Origin of the sequence: Burkholderia sp. AU39826, assembly GCF_020419965.1 — a bacterium.
Taxonomy (GTDB): Bacteria; Pseudomonadota; Gammaproteobacteria; order Burkholderiales; family Burkholderiaceae; genus Burkholderia; species Burkholderia semiarida.
In genome coordinates this window covers 251,911-269,116 of sequence record NZ_JAIZQG010000001.1, presented here as the reverse complement: position 1 = coordinate 269,116, position 17,206 = coordinate 251,911, and the positions used below count along the sequence as shown (strand labels likewise).

The window sequence follows — 17,206 nt, the reverse complement described above, 5'->3', positions numbered from 1 at the left end:
GCACGACCGACAATCGATGCGCGCCCGCTGCATTATTGCGGCGCAAGAAAGGAATTAATGAGCACGCAGGCGTTGATCGCCGTTCGCCGCATCGTTAGCCTGTGGCGATGAAAAACGACCACACATGCTACGGCAGCCACGTGAACGCTGCCCGCCGACGCGTCACGCGCGTCGCGCCTTCCTGACCGGCCTGCCTGCTTGCCGAAGCCCGTCACGGCTTCGCCGATCCGCTTGAACGCCTGAACCGCACGCTGCGCGCGGACGGCCCTCCGCTTGCCGGGCCGCTCGCACGCCGTGCGTGTCCGCCCGCAACGCGGCTCGCCCGCGCCGGCGCCGCACGCGCGTGCGCGACCGCTGGCGCGCACGGCCGGCTCCCTTTCATCACGCAGGAACCCCATGTCATCTCCGTCACCCCAGGCACCGTTGTCGGGCGGCAAGCTCGCGATCGGCACGATCGCGGTATCGCTCGCCATGTTCATGAACGTGCTCGATTCGTCGATCGCGAACGTCGCGATCCCGACGATCTCGGGCGACCTCGGCGTATCCGTCGATGAAGGCACGTGGGTGATCACGATCTTCGCGGCCGCGAACGCGGTATCGATTCCGCTGACCGGCTGGCTCACGCAGCGCTTCGGCCAGGTACGCCTGTTCGTCGCGTCGATCCTGCTGTTCGTGTTCGCGTCGTGGCTGTGCGGGATCGCGCCGAACCTGCCGACGCTGCTCGCCGCGCGGATCCTGCAAGGCGCGGTGGCGGGGCCGCTCGCGCCGCTGTCGCAGGCGCTGCTGCTCGGCGCCTGGCCGCGGCAGAAGTCGTCGACCGCGCTCGCACTGTGGTCGATGACGGCGCTCGTCGGCCCGATCGCCGGGCCGTCGCTCGGCGGCTGGATCACCTACGACTACAACTGGTCGTGGATCTTCTACATCAACATCCCGGTCGGCTTCTTCGCGGCGGCCGTCACGTGGTTCGTGTTCCGCGATCGCGAATCGGCCACGCGCCGCCTGCCGATCGATACGGTCGGCCTGCTCCTGCTCGTGCTGTGGGTCGCGTCGCTGCAGATCATGCTCGACAAGGGCAAGGACCTCGACTGGTTCAATTCACCCGTCGTCGTCGCGCTGGGCATCGTCGCGCTGATCGGCTTCGCGTTCTTCCTCGTGTGGGAGCTGAACGAGGCCAACCCGATCGTCGACCTGCGGCTCTTCACCCAGCGCAACTTCGCGGGCGGCACGATCGCGATCTCCGTCGCGTACGGGATGTTCTTCGGCACGCTCGTGCTGCTGCCGCAATGGATGCAGGGCTATCTCGGCTACCGCGCGATCGATTCGGGGCTCGCCACCGCGCCGCTCGGGCTGTTCGCGATCCTGCTCACGCCGGTCATGGGGCGTCTGCTGCCGCGCACCGACCCGCGCTATATCGCGACGCTCGCGTTCGTCGGCTTCGCGGTCGTGTTCATGATGCGCACGACGTTCTACACCGACGTGTCGCGCTGGGATCTGGTGCTGCCGACGCTGCTGCAAGGCATTCCGATGGCGATGTTCTTCGTGCCGCTGACGTCGATCATCCTGTCGGGGCTGCCGCCGGAGAAGATTCCGGCCGCGGCCGGCCTGTCGAATTTCGGCCGCACGTTCTGCGGCGCGGTGGGGACGTCGCTGATCAGCAATGCGTGGAACGATCGCACGATCCTGCATCACGTGCGGCTCACCGAACAGGCGAGCGTCACCAATCCGGTCTTCACGCAGCAGCTCGACACGACCCGTTCGCTGCTGCACCTGAGCCCCGATTCGGCGCTCGCGTTCTTCAATGCATCGGTCGATTCGCAGGCGGCCGTGATGGGATTGAACGACATCTTCTACGTGTCGGCGATCATCTTCATCGCGATCATCCCGCTGATCTGGATCACGAAACCGGTGCGCTCGGGCGGCGGCGATGCCGATGCGGCGGCGGCCGGCGCGCATTGATCGGCGTTCGTTGCGCGGGACGCAGCGCCTGCGTCGCGCGGGCCGCGGAACTCGCCCGTCATGGCGGCACCATCGTCAGGCGCCCGTGCGGCAGCGAGCCCGTGTTGTATCGAATCGTTTCAACGCGCCAACGGCGTCGGATGCTGCGGGTATACTCCGTCGTCAGCCGCCTGCCGTCTCGTCGTCCGTCAAAAGCGGCCCGATTCCGGGCGGTTTCGTCGCGAAGCTTCGCGTTTCGCCCCCCGCGCCCCAGCCTCGACACGAGACACCCGACGCCGACCATGAAACGATTCCTGCTGCTCCTTCCCGCCGCGCTGCTCGCCGCCTGCGGTTCCGCGCCCTCGTCCGACTCGGCCGGCTCGGGCGCCGCGCCGATGATCTACGTGTCGTCGCAACGTCCGGCCTACGCGGTCGCGAACTGCCTCGACAGCCGCCTGTCGGGCACCGAGCAATCGCAGCACAACGGCGTGACCGACATCGCCGTCGGCTCGAATTCCTACTTCGTCACGCTGACGCCGTCGGGCAGCGGCTCGGTGATCAAGGTCGTGCGCGGCTCCGGCAACGAGCCGGCCGAGGAAGCGATGCGCTTCGCGATCGCGCGCTGCGCGATCTGACGCCCCCTGCGCCGGGCGCCCGCCCGGCCCGCCGCTGTGCGCCGCCCGGCGCGCGTGCCGAATATTTTCATCCGGGTGCCCGTCGATGAGAGAATCGCACCACGATTCCCTTTCGATGGAGCCCGCATGAAGCACCTGCTGTCCCGGCTGTTCGTCAGCGCCGCGCTCGTCGCGCTTGTTCCGGCGCTGCCGGCGCAGGCAGCCACGCCGCCCGGCATCTTCGTCGTCGCCACGCAGCTCGGCGAATTCACGACCCTCGACCCGAGCGGGATCTACGAGCTGGTGCCGTCCGAATACGTCGCGAACACCTACGAGCGGCTGGTGCGCGTCGACCTGAAGGACCCGACGCGCTTCGACGGACAGATCGCGCAATCGTGGACGGTCGGCGCCGACGGCGTGACCTACACGTTCAAGCTGCGCCCGGGCCTCACGTTCCATTCCGGCAACCCGGTCACCGCCGACGACGTCGCGTGGTCGCTGCAGCGCACCATCCTGCTCGACAAGGGGCCGGCCGGCGTGCTCGCCGATCTCGGCCTCACGAAGGCGAACGTGACGCAGAAGGTACGCGTGGTCGATCCGCAAACCGTCGTGCTCGAAACCGACCGCAAGTACGCGCCGAGCTTCGTGCTCAACGTGCTGAGCGCATGCCCGGCATCGGTCTTCGACAAGAAGCTGCTGCTGTCGCACCAGCAAGGCAACGATCTCGGCAGCGGCTGGCTGCGCACCAACGACGCGGGCTCGGGCCCGTACCAGCTCGTCAAGTGGACGCCGAACGAGACCATCGTGCTGCAGCGTTTCGACAAATACCGCACGCCGTACCCGATGAAGCGCGTGGTGCTGCGCCACGTGCCCGAAGCCTCCGCGCAACGGCTGCTGCTGGAGAACGGCGACGCCGACGCCGCGCGCAACCTGAGCCCCGACAGCCTCGCCGCGCTGTCGAAGGCCGGCAAGATCAAGGTCGCGTCGTGGCCGGTGTCCGCCCTGCTCTACCTGAGCCTGAACACGAAGAACCCGAACCTCGCGAAGCCCGACGTGCAGCAGGCGATGAAGTGGCTCGTCGATTACGACGGCATCCAGCGCAATATCGTCAGCACGACGTACAAGGTGCATCAGACCTTCCTGCCCGAAGGCTTCCTGGGCACGCTGAACGCGCGGCCGTACAAGCAGGACGTCGCGAAGGCGAAGGCGCTGCTCGCGAAGGCCGGCTTGCCGAACGGCTTCGACGTGACGATGGACATGCCGAACGACTATCCGTACCTCGAGATCGCGCAGGCGCTGCAGGCGAACTTCGCGCAGGCGGGCATCCGCGTGAAGCTGATCCCGGGCGACGCGAAGCAGGCGATCGGCAAGTACCGCGCGCGCCAGCACGACATCTTCATCGGCGAATGGTCGCCCGACTACATGGACCCGAACAGCAACGCGCGCGGCTTCGCGTGGAATCCGGACAACTCGGACCAGTCGCCGACCAAGATGCTCGCATGGCGCAACGGCTGGGACATTCCGCAACTGACGAAGGACACCGAGGCCGCGCTCGTCGAGCCGTCGCCCGCGAAGCGCGCGCAGCGTTACGAGGCGCTGCAGAAGGCCGTGCTCGCGAACTCGCCGTTCATCATCATGTTCGAGAAGGTCGTGCAGGTCGCCACGCGCCCCGGCGCGACCGGGCCGGAAATCGGGCCGATCAACGACCTCGTGTCGTACCGCACGCTCGCGAAGTAATCGCGGCCGCCCGCGCTGGCCGCGACGCGCGTCGGCGGCCGGCAGTGCCACGCGATCCGGCGGCCGCGCGGGGCGCCGGACATGCGGCAGCAGGCGGCCGCCCGCACCCGTTCAATTGAATGCCGCCCACACCAGGTATGCATTCAGCCCGACGATCACGACCGTCGCCGCGCCGGCGACGATCCGCAGCGGCATCCGCATCGCGTAAGCGCCCATCACGTCCGTGCGCGCCGACAGCAGCAGCAGCGCGATCATCGGCATCGGCAGCACGAAGCTCAACACGACCTGGCTCGCCACCATCGCGCGCGTGACGTCGCAGCCCAATGCCACCACCACGAACGCGGGCGCGATCGTCACCGCGCGCCGCACCCAGATCGACATGCGGCGGTGGATGAAGCCCTGCATCACGACCTGCCCCGCCATCGTGCCGACCACCGAGCTCGACACGCCCGACGTCAGCAACGCGACGAGAAACAGCGCGCCGGCCGCCGGCCCGAGCACCGGGATCAGCGTGTGATAGGCGTCGCCGATGTCGGTCATGCCCGGCGCGGCCGCATGAAACGCGGACGACGCCATCATCACCATCGCGAGATTCACGAACCCGGCGAGCCCGAGCGCGACCACGACCTCGCGGTTCGAGAAACGCACGAGCCGCCGCCGCTCGGCGTCGTCGCGCGGCGCGGTGCGATCCTGCGTGAGGCCCGAATGCAGATACAGCGTGTGCGGCATGATCGTCGCGCCGATGATGCCGACCGCGATCGTCAGCGCCGCATGATCCGGAATCTGCGGGACCACCAGATGGAACGCGGCCGCATGCCAGTCCTGCGGCGCGATCAGCAGTTCGCCGAGATAGCACGCGCCGATCACGCCGACCAATGCGGCGATCGCCGCCTCCAGCGGCCGGAAGCCGCGTTTTTCGAGCGCGAGGATCGCGCAGGTCGCGAACGCGGTCGCGATCATCCCCGCGAACAGCGACAGGTGGCACAGCAACCCGAACGCGAGCGCGCCGCCGAGGAATTCGGCGAGATCGGTCGCCATCGCGGCGATCTCCGACGCCACCCACATGCCCCACACGACCGGCGCGGGGAAGCGGTCGCGGCACAGCTCGGCGAGATTGCGGCCGGTCACGATGCCGAGCTTCGCCGACATCGCCTGGAACAGCATCGCGATCGCGTTCGCGGCCAGCACGACCCACAGCAGCCGGTATCCGTACGCGGCGCCGGCCTGGATGTTGGTCGCGAAGTTGCCGGGATCCATGTAGCCGATCGATGCGATCACGGCCGGGCCGACGAACGGCAGCAACGCGGCGACGCCGGTGCGGCGCCCTTCCAGCGCGGCACGCGCCGCGCCGTCGGTCTGCTCGGTGGACAGGCCCGGCAGCGCAAAGCCGCCGGCAGGTTTGCTCGGGACGGGAATCATGGCAAGTATTCCGTTCGAATGAGGACGGCTGATTCAGGGATCGCGCCCCGCCACAACCAGCATGCCGCGTGCCGGCCATGGCAGGACGCCGGCGGCGTCACAGCGGCACGACGTCGGGACGGTTGCGCGGAAACCGTGCGATCACGTCCGGCGCGATGTTCAGGTGCGCTTCGACGAGCTTCGGCGGCGTGTGCGCGAGCCAGTCGGACAGCGACACCTCCGCATAGCGGTCGGTCTTGAAGATCTCGAGGAATACGAGGTCGGTCTTGCCGGTGTTCTGCACGTAGTGCCCGAGGCTCTTCTTCACGTAGCCGACGTCGCCCGCGCGGAAGTCGGCCGTCTGCGCCTTCGGCCCCGTGTCGAACACGGTCATCCGCGCCTCGCCTTGCAGGTAGTACTGCCATTCGTCGGCGTTCGGGTGCCAGTGCAACTCGCGCATGCCGCCCGGGTGCACGGTGACGAGCGCCGCCGCGACGGTCGTGGACACGTTGAAGTTGGTGCTGTCCGCGATCCGCACCTCGCCGCCGCGCGTCTTCCTGACCGGTTTCATGTCGCCGAGCGAAAAGACGAACGGATGCGGCGGCACCCCGGCCGACGCGGCCGACGCGCGCTGCGCGTCCGCAAGCGGGCCCGGTTCGTCGCCCTGGAAGATCCACAGGTTGTCGAGCGGCACGTTCCGGAACGCATCGGCCGGCACGCCGAAGTTCAGCGCGAGCACATCGGGCGGCGTATGCGCGATCCAGTCGGTCAGCAACAGCGTGTTGAATTCCGATGCGCGGCCGTTATCGAATGCGAGCAGGAATTCGGCGCCCTCGCTGCCGATGCCCTGCAGCGAATGCGGCAGGCCGGGCGGGAAATACCAGAGATCGCCGGTCTTGACGTCCTGGACCGACGGCCGCCCGAGTTCGTCGAGCACCGTGATCCGGCAGCGGCCGTCGAGCATGATCGCCCACTCGGCCTGCTGGTGCCAGTGCATCTCGCGAATGCCGCCGCGCGTCAGGCGCATGTTGACGCCGGAAATGGTTTCGGAAATCGCGAAATCGTCCTGCGTGACTTCGCGCGCCCATCCGCCATTTTGAATGCGCTTATGCGCATTATTGAAAGACGCCCAGAATAACGGCATCCCGTTGATATCGGTGGCCGGCGGATCCTGAAAGGACGGGAATTGATTGGCGATGGCCGGATTTTTAGGCCCCGGATCGGTCAGGCTCTGGCGGTTGCGCGCATTCACCGCGCCTTCCGGCGGACTGTCCGGATTACCGAACGAGGCGGCCTTGGCGGTTACCGCGATGCCCGCGGCGGCAATCGCGCCGGCCGTGCTCGTCAACATCTTGCGTCGAGAAAGATTCGTCATGATTTCCTCTTATTCGTGCAATCGAGAGAATTTCCATTACGGAATACTTGCCGCTTTTTCGAATTACCGAAAATCAAACATCCCGTGACGCAAGTTAAATACAAAACCATCTAAAAATTAAATGAATTATTAATCTTGATTGATGAGTTAAACTGATCGACTTTAATTTTGTAATTATTGCGATGCAGCAGACTGTAAATGGCGGCAAGCTGTGCTCGATATGCGCACCGCGCGATTGCCGCCCAATGCCATCGATTCGGGTTTCCTGGCGCGCAAACCGGAATGGAAAAATGCGGATGCGCCGGCTTTCACCGGCCCGGAGCGGAACCGGGACCGGTCACTCCCGCGGCATGTCGGCGAGTCGTTGCGCGGCGAAGCGCAATCCGCCGAGAATGCGTTCGGCGATCCTCGCCGGAAATCCGGCCGGCAGCGCCGCGCCAACCGATTCGATCACCTGCGGCGTCATCGCGACGAGCCGTTCGACGATCGGTGTCGCGATATCGCCAAGCAGGCAATGCTCCGCCATCGCAGTGAAGTGCCGGCGCGTGATATCGCGCATCGCGTAGTGCTTGCGCTTGCCGTGCACCGCCATCGCGAGCTTCGCCTTGTGCCACGACCACTGGTTCGCGCCATCTCCCTCGACCGGCCAGATCGACATCACGTCGTAGAGCGGCGTCAGACGGAAGCGGCCGCCCGGCAGCAGGCGCAGACTGAAGTTCTTCGCATGCCCGTCCTGTGCGGCAAGCATCCAGAACACCACCAACGCGGTGAACAACGTGTCGAGGTCGGCCTGCGCCGTTTCCGACCGGCGCAGAATGCCGGCCAGATCGGGCACCCCGGGGCCACCCTGCGATTCGTATTTCAGATGCGGCGGCACGCCGAGCGCCTGACAGAAATCTTCTTGCGGCAAGCGCAACAGCCAGCCGCCGTCACGATGCAGCGCGCGATCGAAGCGCGTGACCGACAGCACCTTGTGTGCGCCGAAACGCACGATGTCGGCCTCCGCCGTCGGCAGGCCGAACGCACGCAGGATCGCGAGGCACAGCCATTCGTTTTCGACGGATGTCGTCAGATCCGCACGCTTGTTGCCGACCAGCCCGAGCGGCAACTTCAGAATATGCGTCGTCGGGGTCGCGCCATGCGGACGCATCCATCGCCCGTCGTGAAACAGCAGCGCGGTCTTTTCCTGCGCGCCGGCCAGCGACAGGCGGAAATCGTCGTCGTCCTGCGCACCGCCCGCCGCCCCGCTCGCCTGATCGAGCACGCGCGCCACCTCGTCGTCGGACAACGGCGTGCCGTCGATCCGGTCATGGCCTGCCGGGGTTTCATCCTCGCCGAGCAACTGCACCGCGCCGACGCAGTCCCGGCCGAGCGCGGCGAGCAGATCGAACGGCTCGATCGTCGCCGTGCCGAACCGCGATGCAAGCCGCCGACGAATTGCATTGCTGTCCGGCAGCAGATTGTCGAAGTAGTGATTGACGCGCGCGCCGCGCAACGGCGCATCGCCGACGCCGAACGGCAGCGACAGCGACAGCGGGCGGCCGGCGTCCGACTGTTTCCAGCCGGCGTCGTACAGCAGTTCCATGTCGCCGCGAGCGGGAATCCGCCAGATTCCCACCCGCACGCCGTTGGCCCAGATCGATAGCGCGCGGCCGTGCGATTTGCGTCCCATCGATTACCACTCGACGTTGGCAACGTCGCGCCCGTCCTTCGTGCGGATGCTGAGTTCGAGACCGTACAGCGCGGTCAATTCGAGCAATTGCTTGAGCGACAGGCTTTCGGTGCGGGTGGTTTCAAGCGACGACAGGCGCGACTGGCCGACGCCGATGCGCGCCGCCGCTTCGGTTTGCGTCAGCCCCTTGGCCTGACGTGCGGACGACAGGATTTCAGCCAGTTGCACGGGGGTATTGACGATGAGATTCACGGGGATGGGCTCGGTATACGATCCATGCAGTATATCTCCGTGAGAAATAAACGCAAATTATTCCTGTCAGGCATAAACGCGTAATATGTCTGTCAGGAATAATCCGTCATGCGGGCCAACCGTCTCCGCTCATCGGGTATTCCCCGCCCCTATCATCGTGAGCCAGCCATAGTTTTTATTCGCTGGCGCCAATGATTTTGGTTTTGTCAGATAGATGACATCGAATCATCAAATGACAACGATCTAACAGCCGATGACCTGCGCGTTCGCCCATACCGTCGAGTCCCGCTATGCCGAGCTGACGCCGACCGCCAAGCGCATCGCGAGCTACATGCTCGCGAACCTCGATCGGCTCGGCCTCGAGACCGCCGACCAGATCGCGCAGCAAGCCGGCACCAGCGGCATTTCGGTCGGGCGTTTCCTGCGCAGCGTCGGCTACCGCAATCTCGACGACCTGAAACGCGAACTGCGCGGCGGCGGCGATCGCCCGTGGATGATCACCGACCGGCTCGACGAGTACCGCCGCGCCAGCGCCACGCAAACGACCGCCGGCGAGCGCGACAGCAACAGCAATGGCAGCACGCTCGCGTCGTCGCTCGAGCGCGAGCTCGACGCGATCCGCCACGTGTACCGCCTGGCCGAAGGCCCGGTGTTCGCGCAGGTGGCCGACCGGATCGCGCATGCCGACGCCGTGTTCATCCTCGGCATCCAGTCGACGCGCGGCATCAGCAACGCATTCAGCAGCTACCTCGAATACCTGCGCCCGCGCGTGTTCTATTCCGACGGCCAGTCGGGTTCGTACGTCGATTCGCTGAATTCCGAGTTCGAACGGCCGTACTGCATCGTCACCGACACGCGCGCGTATTCGCGCAGCGCGCGCCGCTATTGCCAGGCGGCCGCCGAGCGCGGGCAGCCGTTCGCGCTGGTCACCGATCTGTATTGCCCGTGGGCGCGCGAATGGCCGGCCGATCTGCTGCAGGTGAAAACCGACGTCGGCCAGTTCTGGGATTCGCTCGCACCGCTCACCTGCCTGTTCAACCTGCTGATCACGGCCGTGGTCGACCGCCTCGGCCCCGCGATCGACCGGCGCGTCGCGCGCAACCGCGAACTGCAGCGCACGTTCGACCAATTCGAATCCTGAGCGAGCCGCCCCGCCGATGAACGATTACCGCCTCGTCGAAATCACGCCCGCCACGCATCGCGTCGACATCGATCTCGTCTATGCGACCGACCGCAACCTGACCGGCAAGCCGATCTACCGCCGCGCGCACTGCCTGCTGCTGGCGCCGGCCGAAGCCGCATTGCGCCGCGCGGTCGACGTCGCCGCGCAGGCCGGCTTCACGCTGCGCATCTACGACGCCTACCGGCCGCCGCAGGCGCAGCAGGTGCTGTGGGACTTCCTGCCCGATCCGAATTTCGTCGCCGATCTCGGGCGCGGCTCGAATCACAGCCGCGGCACCGCGCTCGACCTGACGCTCGTCGGCGCGAACGGCGAGCCGCTCGACATGGGCACGGGCTTCGACGAGATGGTCGCCGCGTCGGGTCATTTTCACGCGGGATTGCCCGAGCAAGTGCAGCGCAACCGGCTGCTGCTGCTCGGCGTGATGCACGCGGCCGGCTTCGCGCACATCGACAGCGAATGGTGGCACTACGAACTGCCCGGCTCGCACGCGTTGCCGCAGATCGACAATGCGGCGAGCGGCCCGTGGCGCCTGATGTAGCGGCAGCGCACGCCCCCTTTTGCATGCACGTTCACGTTCAACGACTCAAACGACAGATGGAGAAGCGCCCATGAAATTCCCGACCTCCCGGCTCGTCGCGGCGCTGGCCGCCGCGTCCGTATTCGCCGCCGTTCCGCTTGCCGCCGCCCACGCGGAAACGCCGAAGGACATGTTCGTGATGGCCACGCTGCTCGACGAATTCACGACGCTCGACCCGGGCGAAATCTACGAACTGGTGCCGGAGGAATACGTTGCGAACACGTACGACCGGCTCGTGCGCGTCGACCTGCGCGATCCGTCGAAATTCAACGGCGACGTCGCGCAATCGTGGACGGTGAGCCCCGACGGCCTGACCTACACGTTCAAGCTGCGTACCGGCCTGAAGTTCCACTCGGGCAACCCGCTGACGGCCGACGACGTCGCGTGGTCGATCCAGCGCGCGGTGCTGCTCGACAAGGGGCCGGCCGCCGTGCTGACCGGCATCGGCCTCACGAAGGCGAACGTCGTCGCGAACGTGAAGAAGCTCGACGACGCGACGGTGTCGGTCACGACCGACCGCAAGTACGCGCCGACCTTCGTGCTGAACGTGCTCGGCTCGTGGCCCGCGTCGGTGCTCGACAGGAAGCTGCTGCTGTCGCACCAGCAAGGCAACGACTTCGGCAACGCGTGGCTGAAGACCAACGAAGCCGGCTCGGGCGCATACAGGCTCGTCAAGTGGACGGCCGGCGACAGCCTCGTGCTGCAACGCTTCGACGGCTACCGGCTGCCGCTCGCGATGAAGCGCATCGTGCTGCGCCACGTGCCCGAGGCGGCAAGCCAGCGCCTGCTGCTGGAAAACGGCGACGTCGACGCGGCGCGCGACCTGAGCCCCGACGATCTGGCGTCGGTCGTGAAGTCGGGCAAGGCGAAGGTGGCGGCATCGCCGCAGGCGACGCTGCTGTATCTCGGCCTGAACACGAAGAACCCGACGCTCGCGAAACCCGACGTGCAGGAAGCGCTGAAATGGCTCGTCGACTACGCGGGTATCCAGGGCAACGTCGTGAAGACGACCTACAAGGTGCACCAGACCTTCCTGCCCGAAGGCTTCCTCGGCACGCTGAACGCGAACCCGTACAAGCTCGACGTCGCGAAGGCGAAGGCGCTGCTCGCGAAGGCCGGCGTGCCGAACGGCTTTTCGGTGACGATGGACGTGCGCAACGACTATCCGTACACGGAGATCGCGCAGGCCGTGCAGGCGAATTTCGCGCTGGCCGGCATCAAGGTGCAGCTGATCCCCGGCGACAACAAGCAGACGCTCGCGAAATACCGCGCGCGCCAGCACGACATCTACATCGGCGAATGGTCGGCCGACTACGTCGATCCGCACAGCAACGCGCAGGGCTTCGCGTGGAATCCGGACAACGCCGACAAGTCGAGCTATAAAATGCTGGCCTGGCGCAACAACTGGGACATCCCGCAACTGACGAAGCAAACCGACGCCGCGCTCGCCGAACCGGCCGCCGCGAAACGCGCGCAGCTTTACCAGACGATGCAGAAGGAAGTGCTCGCGCGCTCGCCGTTCGTGATCATGTTCGAGAAAGTCGCGCAGGTCGCGACGCGGCCCGGCGTGAGCGGGCTCGAAGTCGGGCCGATCAACGATCTCGTGTCGTACCGCAACCTGAAGAAGCAATAAGATTCGCCGCATGTCGACTCCCGCCTCCTCCCTCGAAGCGCTGCGCACGCTGCCCGCGCGGCGCCCGGCCGTACGCTGGGCGCTGCGCGTGCTGCGCTGGGCGATCACGCTCGCCGTCACGTTCGCGGGGCTGCTCGCGCTGACGTTCGTGATCGGCCGCAAGGTGCCGATCGACCCTGTGCTCGCGATCCTCGGCGATCGCGCGTCGGCCGAAGCGTACGCGGCCGAGCGCATCGCGCTCGGGCTCGACAAGCCGCTCGCCACGCAATTCCTGATCTACGCGCGCGACGTGCTGCACGGCAATCTCGGCGTGTCGCTGCTGACCGCGAACCCGGTGCTCGACGATATCCGGCGCGTGTTTCCGGCCACGCTCGAACTGGCGACGATCGCGACGCTGATCGGCATCGCGATCGGCGTGCCGCTCGGCGTCGCGGCCGCGGTGAAGCACAACCGGCCGATCGATCACGTCGCGCGCTTCGTCGGGCTGATCGGCAATTCCGTGCCGGTGTTCTGGCTCGGGTTGATGGGGCTGCTGCTGTTCTATGCGCGGCTGCACTGGGTCGGCGGCCCCGGCCGGCTCGACCCGGTGTACGACGGCATGGTCGATCCGCGCACCGGCAGCCTGCTGCTGGATGCGGCGCTCGCGGGCGAGTGGGACGTGTTCCGCAACGCGGTATCGCACATCGCGCTGCCGGCCGCGATCCTCGGCTACTACTCGGTCGCGTATCTGAGCCGCATGACGCGCTCGTTCATGCTCGACCAGCTGAGCCAGGAATACATCGTCACCGCGCGCGCGAAGGGCCTGTCCGAGCGGCGCGTGATCTGGCGGCACGCGTTCGGCAACATCATGGTGCCGTTGCTCACCGTGATCGCGCTCACGTACAGCAACCTGCTCGAAGGCTCGGTGCTGACCGAGATCGTGTTCGCGTGGCCGGGGCTCGGCTCGTACCTGACCGGCGCGCTGCTGAACGCGGACATGAACGCGGTGCTCGGCGCGACGCTCGTGATCGGCGCGATGTTCATCACCGTCAACCTGCTGACCGACGCGCTGTACCGCGTGTTCGATCCACGTGCGCGCTGAGGGCCGCTTCGACATGACCGTTTCCATCCTGCTTGTTGCTCCACCCATGCCGAAGGCGACCCGACCATGAATGCCGAGCGTCTCACCCTGCGCGCGTGGCTGCTTTCCGATGCGCCCGCGTCGCGTTCGCAGGCCGCGTTCGGCCTCGCGTACCGACGCTGGCGCCGGTTCGCCACGAATCCGCTCAACCTGTTCGGGCTCGCGATCCTGCTTGCGCTGATCGTCGTCGCGATCGTCGGCCCGCTGATCATGCCGCACGATCCGCTGCGCCAGGTGCTGTCCGACCGGCTGCTGGCGCCCGGCTCGCCGTCGCACTGGTTCGGCACCGACCAGCTCGGCCGCGACATCCTCTCGCGGCTGATCGCCGGGTCGCGCCTGACGCTCGGCATCGCGCTGCTCGTCGTCGCGATCGTCGTGCCGATCGGCCTCCTGATCGGCACGACGGCCGGCTATTGCGGCGGCTTCGTCGACAGCGTGCTGATGCGCATCACCGACATCGCGCTCGCGTTCCCGAAGATCGTGCTCGCGCTCGCGTTCGCGGCCGCGCTCGGCCCCGGCGTGATCAACGCCGTGGTCGCGATCTCGATCACCGCGTGGCCCGCGTATGCGCGGCTCGCGCGCGCCGAAACGATCCGCATCGCGCAAGCCGACTACATCCATGCCGCGCGGCTGCAAGGCGCGTCGGGCCCGCGCATCCTGCTGCGCTACATCATGCCGCTGTGCATGTCGTCGGTGATCGTGCGCGCGACGCTCGACATGGCCGGCATCATCCTGACCGTCGCGGGCCTCGGCTTTCTCGGCCTCGGCGCGCAGCCGCCGAGCCCCGAGTGGGGTTTCATGGTCGCGTCGGGCCGCAACGTGCTGCTCGACGCGTGGTGGGTCGCGACGCTGCCCGGCATCGCGATCCTGCTCGTGAGCCTCGCGTTCAACCTGCTCGGCGACGGGCTGCGCGACGTCTTCGATCCCCGTCATGGAGCGTGACATGCCGACGAATTCCACTACCGCGCCGGCGCCGCTCTGCGAGATCGACGGGCTGAAGATCGGCTTTCGCGGGCACGACGGCAGCGTGACCGACGCCGTGCGCGACCTGTCGCTGACCCTCGCGCCCGGCGAACGGCTCGGCATCGTCGGCGAATCGGGCTCCGGCAAGTCGCTGACGGGCCGCGCGCTGCTCGGCCTGCTACCCGACGCCGCGCGCTTTTCGGCGCGCACGATGCGCTTCGCGGGGCACGACCTGCTCGCGATGTCGCCGCGCGAGCGCCGGCGGCTGTGCGGCAGCCAGATGGGGATGATCCTGCAGGACCCGAAATATTCGCTGAATCCGGTGATGACGGTCGCGAAGCAGATGGGCGAGGCGTTCCGCCTGCACGAGCCCGGCTTGCGCGGCCGCGCGCTGCGCGAACGGATCGTCGAGGCGCTCGCGGCCGTGCAGATCCGCGATCCGGCGCGCGTCGCCGATGCGTATCCGCACGAGCTGTCGGGCGGCATGGGCCAGCGCGTGATGATCGCGATGATGGTGTCGACCGGCCCGCGCCTCTTGATCGCCGACGAGCCGACGTCCGCGCTCGACGTCGCGGTGTCGATGCAGGTGCTCGCGGTGCTCGACGCGATGATCGCGCGCCACGGCACGGGCCTGATGTTCATCAGTCACGACCTGCCGCTCGTGATGTCGTTCTGCGATCGCGTCGCGGTGATGTATGCGGGTCGCGTGGTCGAAACCTGCGCCGCGCGCGACCTGCGCGACGCTTCGCATCCCTATACGCGCGGCCTGCTCGCGGCCAACCCGCCGCTCGCGAACCCGCCCGACGAACTGCCGGTGCTGCGGCGCGATCCGGCATGGCTCGATTCCGCACCGCCCGCCTTCGCGCCCGCCAATCGACAGGAGCCCGCACGATGATCGACGTCGATCACGTCTCCATTCGTTTCCCGACCCGCACGGGTCATGTCGACGCCGTGCGCGACGCGAGCTTCGCGGTGCGCGACGGCGAAGTATTCGGGCTCGTCGGCGAATCGGGATCCGGCAAGTCGACGCTGCTGCGTGCGCTGACGGGCCTCGTGCCGCTCGCGGGCGGCAGCCTGTCGATCGATGGCCGCGCGGTGGGCGGCACGCCCGATCGCGCATTCCGCCGGCACGTGCAGATGGTGTTCCAGGATCCGTACGCATCGCTGCATCCGCGCTTCACGGTCGACCAGACGCTGCGCGAGCCGCTGTCGATCCATGCGATCGGCGACGCCGACGCGCGGATCGCCCGCGCGCTGTCCGAGGTCGGCCTCGGCCCGTCGTTCCGCTTCCGCTATCCGCATCAGCTGTCGGGCGGCCAGCGGCAGCGCGTGGCGATCGCGCGTGCGCTGATCGTCGAGCCGCGCGTGCTGCTGCTCGACGAGCCGACGTCCGCGCTCGACGTATCGGTGCAGGCCGAGATCCTCAACCTGCTGCGCCGCCTGCATCGCGAGCGCAACCTGACGATGATTCTCGTCAGCCACAACCTCGCGGTGATCGGCTTCCTGTGCCAGCGCGTCGCGGTGATGCAGCACGGCGAGATCGTCGAGCAATTGCGGGTCGAGGACGTGCGCGCCGGGCAGGTCGCACGCGACTACACGCGCACGCTGCTGAACGCGACCGAAGGCTATCGACGGCTCGATCCGGCGGCCGGTGTGCCGACCGCCTGACATCCGCACGACGCGCCGGCATGCGATACTCGGCACGCCGCGCACGGGTTCGCCGTCGCAGGGAACCCCGGTGCGCCGGGCGAGTCCATTTCCTTTCGTCAACAACTCAACAGCAACAGGGGGCATCCATGCTGCAATTCATCGAAACCCTGGTCGTCGGGCTCATCGTCGGCCTCCTCGCCCGCGCGTTCAAGCCGGGCGACGACAAGATGGGTATCCTGATGACCATCGTGCTCGGCGTCGTGGGTTCGCTGGTCGCCGGCTACGTCGGTCGCGCGGCCGGCTGGTACGCGCCGGGCCAGGGCGCCGGCTGGATCGCGTCGATCATCGGTGCGATCGTGCTGCTCGTGGTCGTCGGCGCGATCCGCAAGCGCGCGGGCTGAACACCGCCCGCCGCGCGCCAGCGCAACACGGCCGCTCGCCCCGCGCGAGCGGCCGTTTTCTTTTGGCGAATCGTCATTCTCAGGATTGCCGATTCGTTGAGCCCTCAACGATTTACCTGCAAATCCCGCATCCATTGACGGGTGTCCACCGAGCCTACGTCATCGGCAATACCCTGACTTGCGGCCGCACAATTTTGAGATAAATTGATTGAAGAAACACGGCGTCGTTTGCTCGTCGTCGTTATTTCCGGTTTCTCACTCAAGAGGTTCGATGAAATTGCCGTTTACGCATACAGCATCGCAGCGTTGACGGACTGCCATTCGAGCGGCCTCGCTGCGACGCGCTTCCTCTCTGGAGCCTGTCATGAAGCATCGCCTGTTCGCCGCCTCGTTCGCATTGGCTGCCTCGCTTCTGGCGCCTTCCTCGTCCTTTGCCGAAGGCGCATCCGGCATCATCCACTTCACCGGCATGATCGTCGAGCCGCCCTGCTCGTTCGCGCCCGACACGGCCAACGCCGCCCGCATACGCGCCGATTGCCCGCGGCCCGCGACCGGGCAGATCGCGTTCGTCGACGCGGCAAGCCAGCAGGCCGTCAAGACCACGACCTTTACCGAAGCTTCGGGCGCAATCGTTTTACCGAAGCGCGCGGGCAACAGTCGTGCACCGATGATCGCCGTCGTGACCTACCAGTAAAG

Annotated in this window: 17 protein-coding genes; 12 read left to right on the top strand and 5 right to left on the bottom strand. The window is 67.0% G+C overall.

Going from position 1 to position 17,206, the window contains the following annotated elements; genetic code table 11:
• Positions 1 to 32: 32 nt before the first annotated feature.
• Positions 33 to 398, bottom strand: a complete 366-nt coding sequence (locus LGM42_RS01275; RefSeq protein WP_155720519.1) for a hypothetical protein — start codon at positions 396 to 398, stop codon at positions 33 to 35.
• Between LGM42_RS01275 and LGM42_RS01270 the strand changes: the two genes are divergently transcribed.
• From LGM42_RS01270 to LGM42_RS01260, 3 genes are all read left to right on the top strand, one after another.
• A complete protein-coding gene (locus LGM42_RS01270; protein WP_226231356.1) occupies positions 397 to 1,956 on the top strand; it encodes a DHA2 family efflux MFS transporter permease subunit in 1,560 nt (519 codons plus the stop codon). The two genes, LGM42_RS01275 and LGM42_RS01270, sit on opposite strands and share 2 nt — an antisense overlap.
• A gap of 281 nt (positions 1,957 to 2,237) precedes the next feature.
• Positions 2,238 to 2,570 (top strand): hypothetical protein, encoded by a 333-nt coding sequence (locus LGM42_RS01265; RefSeq protein ID WP_059639596.1) that lies wholly within the window; start codon positions 2,238 to 2,240, stop codon positions 2,568 to 2,570.
• 126 nt (positions 2,571 to 2,696) lie between these two features.
• Entirely contained in the window at positions 2,697 to 4,286 is a 1,590-nt protein-coding gene (locus tag LGM42_RS01260; protein WP_099317556.1) for an ABC transporter substrate-binding protein, read from the top strand.
• Positions 4,287 to 4,397: 111 nt separating this feature from the next.
• Here the strand turns inward: LGM42_RS01260 and LGM42_RS01255 are convergent, their stop codons facing one another.
• The 4 genes from LGM42_RS01255 to LGM42_RS01240 all read right to left on the bottom strand — a co-directional run bounded on the left by LGM42_RS01255 (position 4,398) and on the right by LGM42_RS01240 (position 8,983).
• The gene (locus LGM42_RS01255; protein WP_059639598.1) at positions 4,398 to 5,705 is read right to left on the bottom strand and encodes an Nramp family divalent metal transporter; all 1,308 of its coding nucleotides are present in this window, start codon (positions 5,703 to 5,705) and stop codon (positions 4,398 to 4,400) included.
• Between the two features lie 97 nt (positions 5,706 to 5,802).
• Complete coding sequence (locus LGM42_RS01250) at positions 5,803 to 7,059, bottom strand: oxalate decarboxylase family bicupin (protein ID WP_226231355.1); 1,257 nt, start codon at positions 7,057 to 7,059, stop codon at positions 5,803 to 5,805.
• 337 nt (positions 7,060 to 7,396) lie between these two features.
• Positions 7,397 to 8,731, bottom strand: coding sequence for a type II toxin-antitoxin system HipA family toxin (locus tag LGM42_RS01245; protein ID WP_226231354.1), 1,335 nt, complete (start codon positions 8,729 to 8,731; stop codon positions 7,397 to 7,399).
• Between the two features lie 3 nt (positions 8,732 to 8,734).
• Complete coding sequence (locus LGM42_RS01240) at positions 8,735 to 8,983, bottom strand: XRE family transcriptional regulator (protein WP_226231353.1); 249 nt, start codon at positions 8,981 to 8,983, stop codon at positions 8,735 to 8,737.
• A gap of 253 nt (positions 8,984 to 9,236) precedes the next feature.
• On the opposite strand from LGM42_RS01240, the gene sapR reads away from it, so the two are divergent.
• The 9 genes from sapR (at position 9,237) to LGM42_RS01195 (ending at position 17,204) form a co-directional block, all read left to right on the top strand.
• Complete coding sequence (gene sapR, locus LGM42_RS01235) at positions 9,237 to 10,124, top strand: sap1 transcriptional regulator SapR (protein WP_059584977.1); 888 nt, start codon at positions 9,237 to 9,239, stop codon at positions 10,122 to 10,124.
• A 16-nt stretch (positions 10,125 to 10,140) separates the two neighbouring features.
• Positions 10,141 to 10,704 carry a D-alanyl-D-alanine dipeptidase gene (gene ddpX / locus LGM42_RS01230; RefSeq protein WP_059584976.1) on the top strand — a complete coding sequence of 188 codons (564 nt, stop codon included), beginning with the start codon at positions 10,141 to 10,143 and terminating at the stop codon, positions 10,702 to 10,704.
• 70 nt (positions 10,705 to 10,774) lie between these two features.
• Entirely contained in the window at positions 10,775 to 12,376 is a 1,602-nt protein-coding gene (locus LGM42_RS01225; protein WP_226231352.1) for an ABC transporter substrate-binding protein, read from the top strand.
• A gap of 10 nt (positions 12,377 to 12,386) precedes the next feature.
• Complete coding sequence (locus LGM42_RS01220; protein ID WP_059584974.1) at positions 12,387 to 13,457, top strand: ABC transporter permease; 1,071 nt, start codon at positions 12,387 to 12,389, stop codon at positions 13,455 to 13,457.
• Positions 13,458 to 13,523: 66 nt separating this feature from the next.
• A complete protein-coding gene (nikC, locus tag LGM42_RS01215) occupies positions 13,524 to 14,438 on the top strand; it encodes a nickel transporter permease (protein ID WP_059584973.1) in 915 nt (304 codons plus the stop codon).
• A gap of 1 nt (position 14,439) precedes the next feature.
• A complete protein-coding gene (locus tag LGM42_RS01210) occupies positions 14,440 to 15,354 on the top strand; it encodes an ABC transporter ATP-binding protein (RefSeq protein ID WP_089465603.1) in 915 nt (304 codons plus the stop codon).
• A complete protein-coding gene (locus tag LGM42_RS01205; protein WP_226231351.1) occupies positions 15,351 to 16,127 on the top strand; it encodes an ABC transporter ATP-binding protein in 777 nt (258 codons plus the stop codon). Before LGM42_RS01210 ends, LGM42_RS01205 begins: the two co-directional genes overlap by 4 nt.
• A 128-nt stretch (positions 16,128 to 16,255) precedes the next feature.
• Positions 16,256 to 16,510, top strand: coding sequence for a GlsB/YeaQ/YmgE family stress response membrane protein (locus tag LGM42_RS01200; protein WP_059584970.1), 255 nt, complete (start codon positions 16,256 to 16,258; stop codon positions 16,508 to 16,510).
• A 364-nt stretch (positions 16,511 to 16,874) separates the two neighbouring features.
• Entirely contained in the window at positions 16,875 to 17,204 is a 330-nt protein-coding gene (locus LGM42_RS01195; protein WP_059639607.1) for a hypothetical protein, read from the top strand.
• Positions 17,205 to 17,206: the final 2 nt, after the last annotated feature.

What these genes read in the sequence shown, in the direction of transcription:
- LGM42_RS01270 (WP_226231356.1), top strand. Translation starts at nt 397, where the DNA reads ATGTCATCTCCGTCACCCCAGGCACCGTTGTCGGGCGGCAAGCTCGCG.
- LGM42_RS01275 (WP_155720519.1), bottom strand. Translation starts at nt 398, where the DNA reads ATGGGGTTCCTGCGTGATGAAAGGGAGCCGGCCGTGCGCGCCAGCGGT.
- LGM42_RS01265 (WP_059639596.1), top strand. Translation starts at nt 2,238, where the DNA reads ATGAAACGATTCCTGCTGCTCCTTCCCGCCGCGCTGCTCGCCGCCTGC.
- LGM42_RS01260 (WP_099317556.1), top strand. Translation starts at nt 2,697, where the DNA reads ATGAAGCACCTGCTGTCCCGGCTGTTCGTCAGCGCCGCGCTCGTCGCG.
- LGM42_RS01255 (WP_059639598.1), bottom strand. Translation starts at nt 5,705, where the DNA reads ATGATTCCCGTCCCGAGCAAACCTGCCGGCGGCTTTGCGCTGCCGGGC.
- LGM42_RS01250 (WP_226231355.1), bottom strand. Translation starts at nt 7,059, where the DNA reads ATGACGAATCTTTCTCGACGCAAGATGTTGACGAGCACGGCCGGCGCG.
- LGM42_RS01245 (WP_226231354.1), bottom strand. Translation starts at nt 8,731, where the DNA reads ATGGGACGCAAATCGCACGGCCGCGCGCTATCGATCTGGGCCAACGGC.
- sapR (WP_059584977.1), top strand. Translation starts at nt 9,237, where the DNA reads ATGACCTGCGCGTTCGCCCATACCGTCGAGTCCCGCTATGCCGAGCTG.
- ddpX (WP_059584976.1), top strand. Translation starts at nt 10,141, where the DNA reads ATGAACGATTACCGCCTCGTCGAAATCACGCCCGCCACGCATCGCGTC.
- LGM42_RS01225 (WP_226231352.1), top strand. Translation starts at nt 10,775, where the DNA reads ATGAAATTCCCGACCTCCCGGCTCGTCGCGGCGCTGGCCGCCGCGTCC.
- LGM42_RS01220 (WP_059584974.1), top strand. Translation starts at nt 12,387, where the DNA reads ATGTCGACTCCCGCCTCCTCCCTCGAAGCGCTGCGCACGCTGCCCGCG.
- nikC (WP_059584973.1), top strand. Translation starts at nt 13,524, where the DNA reads ATGAATGCCGAGCGTCTCACCCTGCGCGCGTGGCTGCTTTCCGATGCG.
- LGM42_RS01210 (WP_089465603.1), top strand. Translation starts at nt 14,440, where the DNA reads ATGCCGACGAATTCCACTACCGCGCCGGCGCCGCTCTGCGAGATCGAC.
- LGM42_RS01205 (WP_226231351.1), top strand. Translation starts at nt 15,351, where the DNA reads ATGATCGACGTCGATCACGTCTCCATTCGTTTCCCGACCCGCACGGGT.
- LGM42_RS01200 (WP_059584970.1), top strand. Translation starts at nt 16,256, where the DNA reads ATGCTGCAATTCATCGAAACCCTGGTCGTCGGGCTCATCGTCGGCCTC.
- LGM42_RS01195 (WP_059639607.1), top strand. Translation starts at nt 16,875, where the DNA reads ATGAAGCATCGCCTGTTCGCCGCCTCGTTCGCATTGGCTGCCTCGCTT.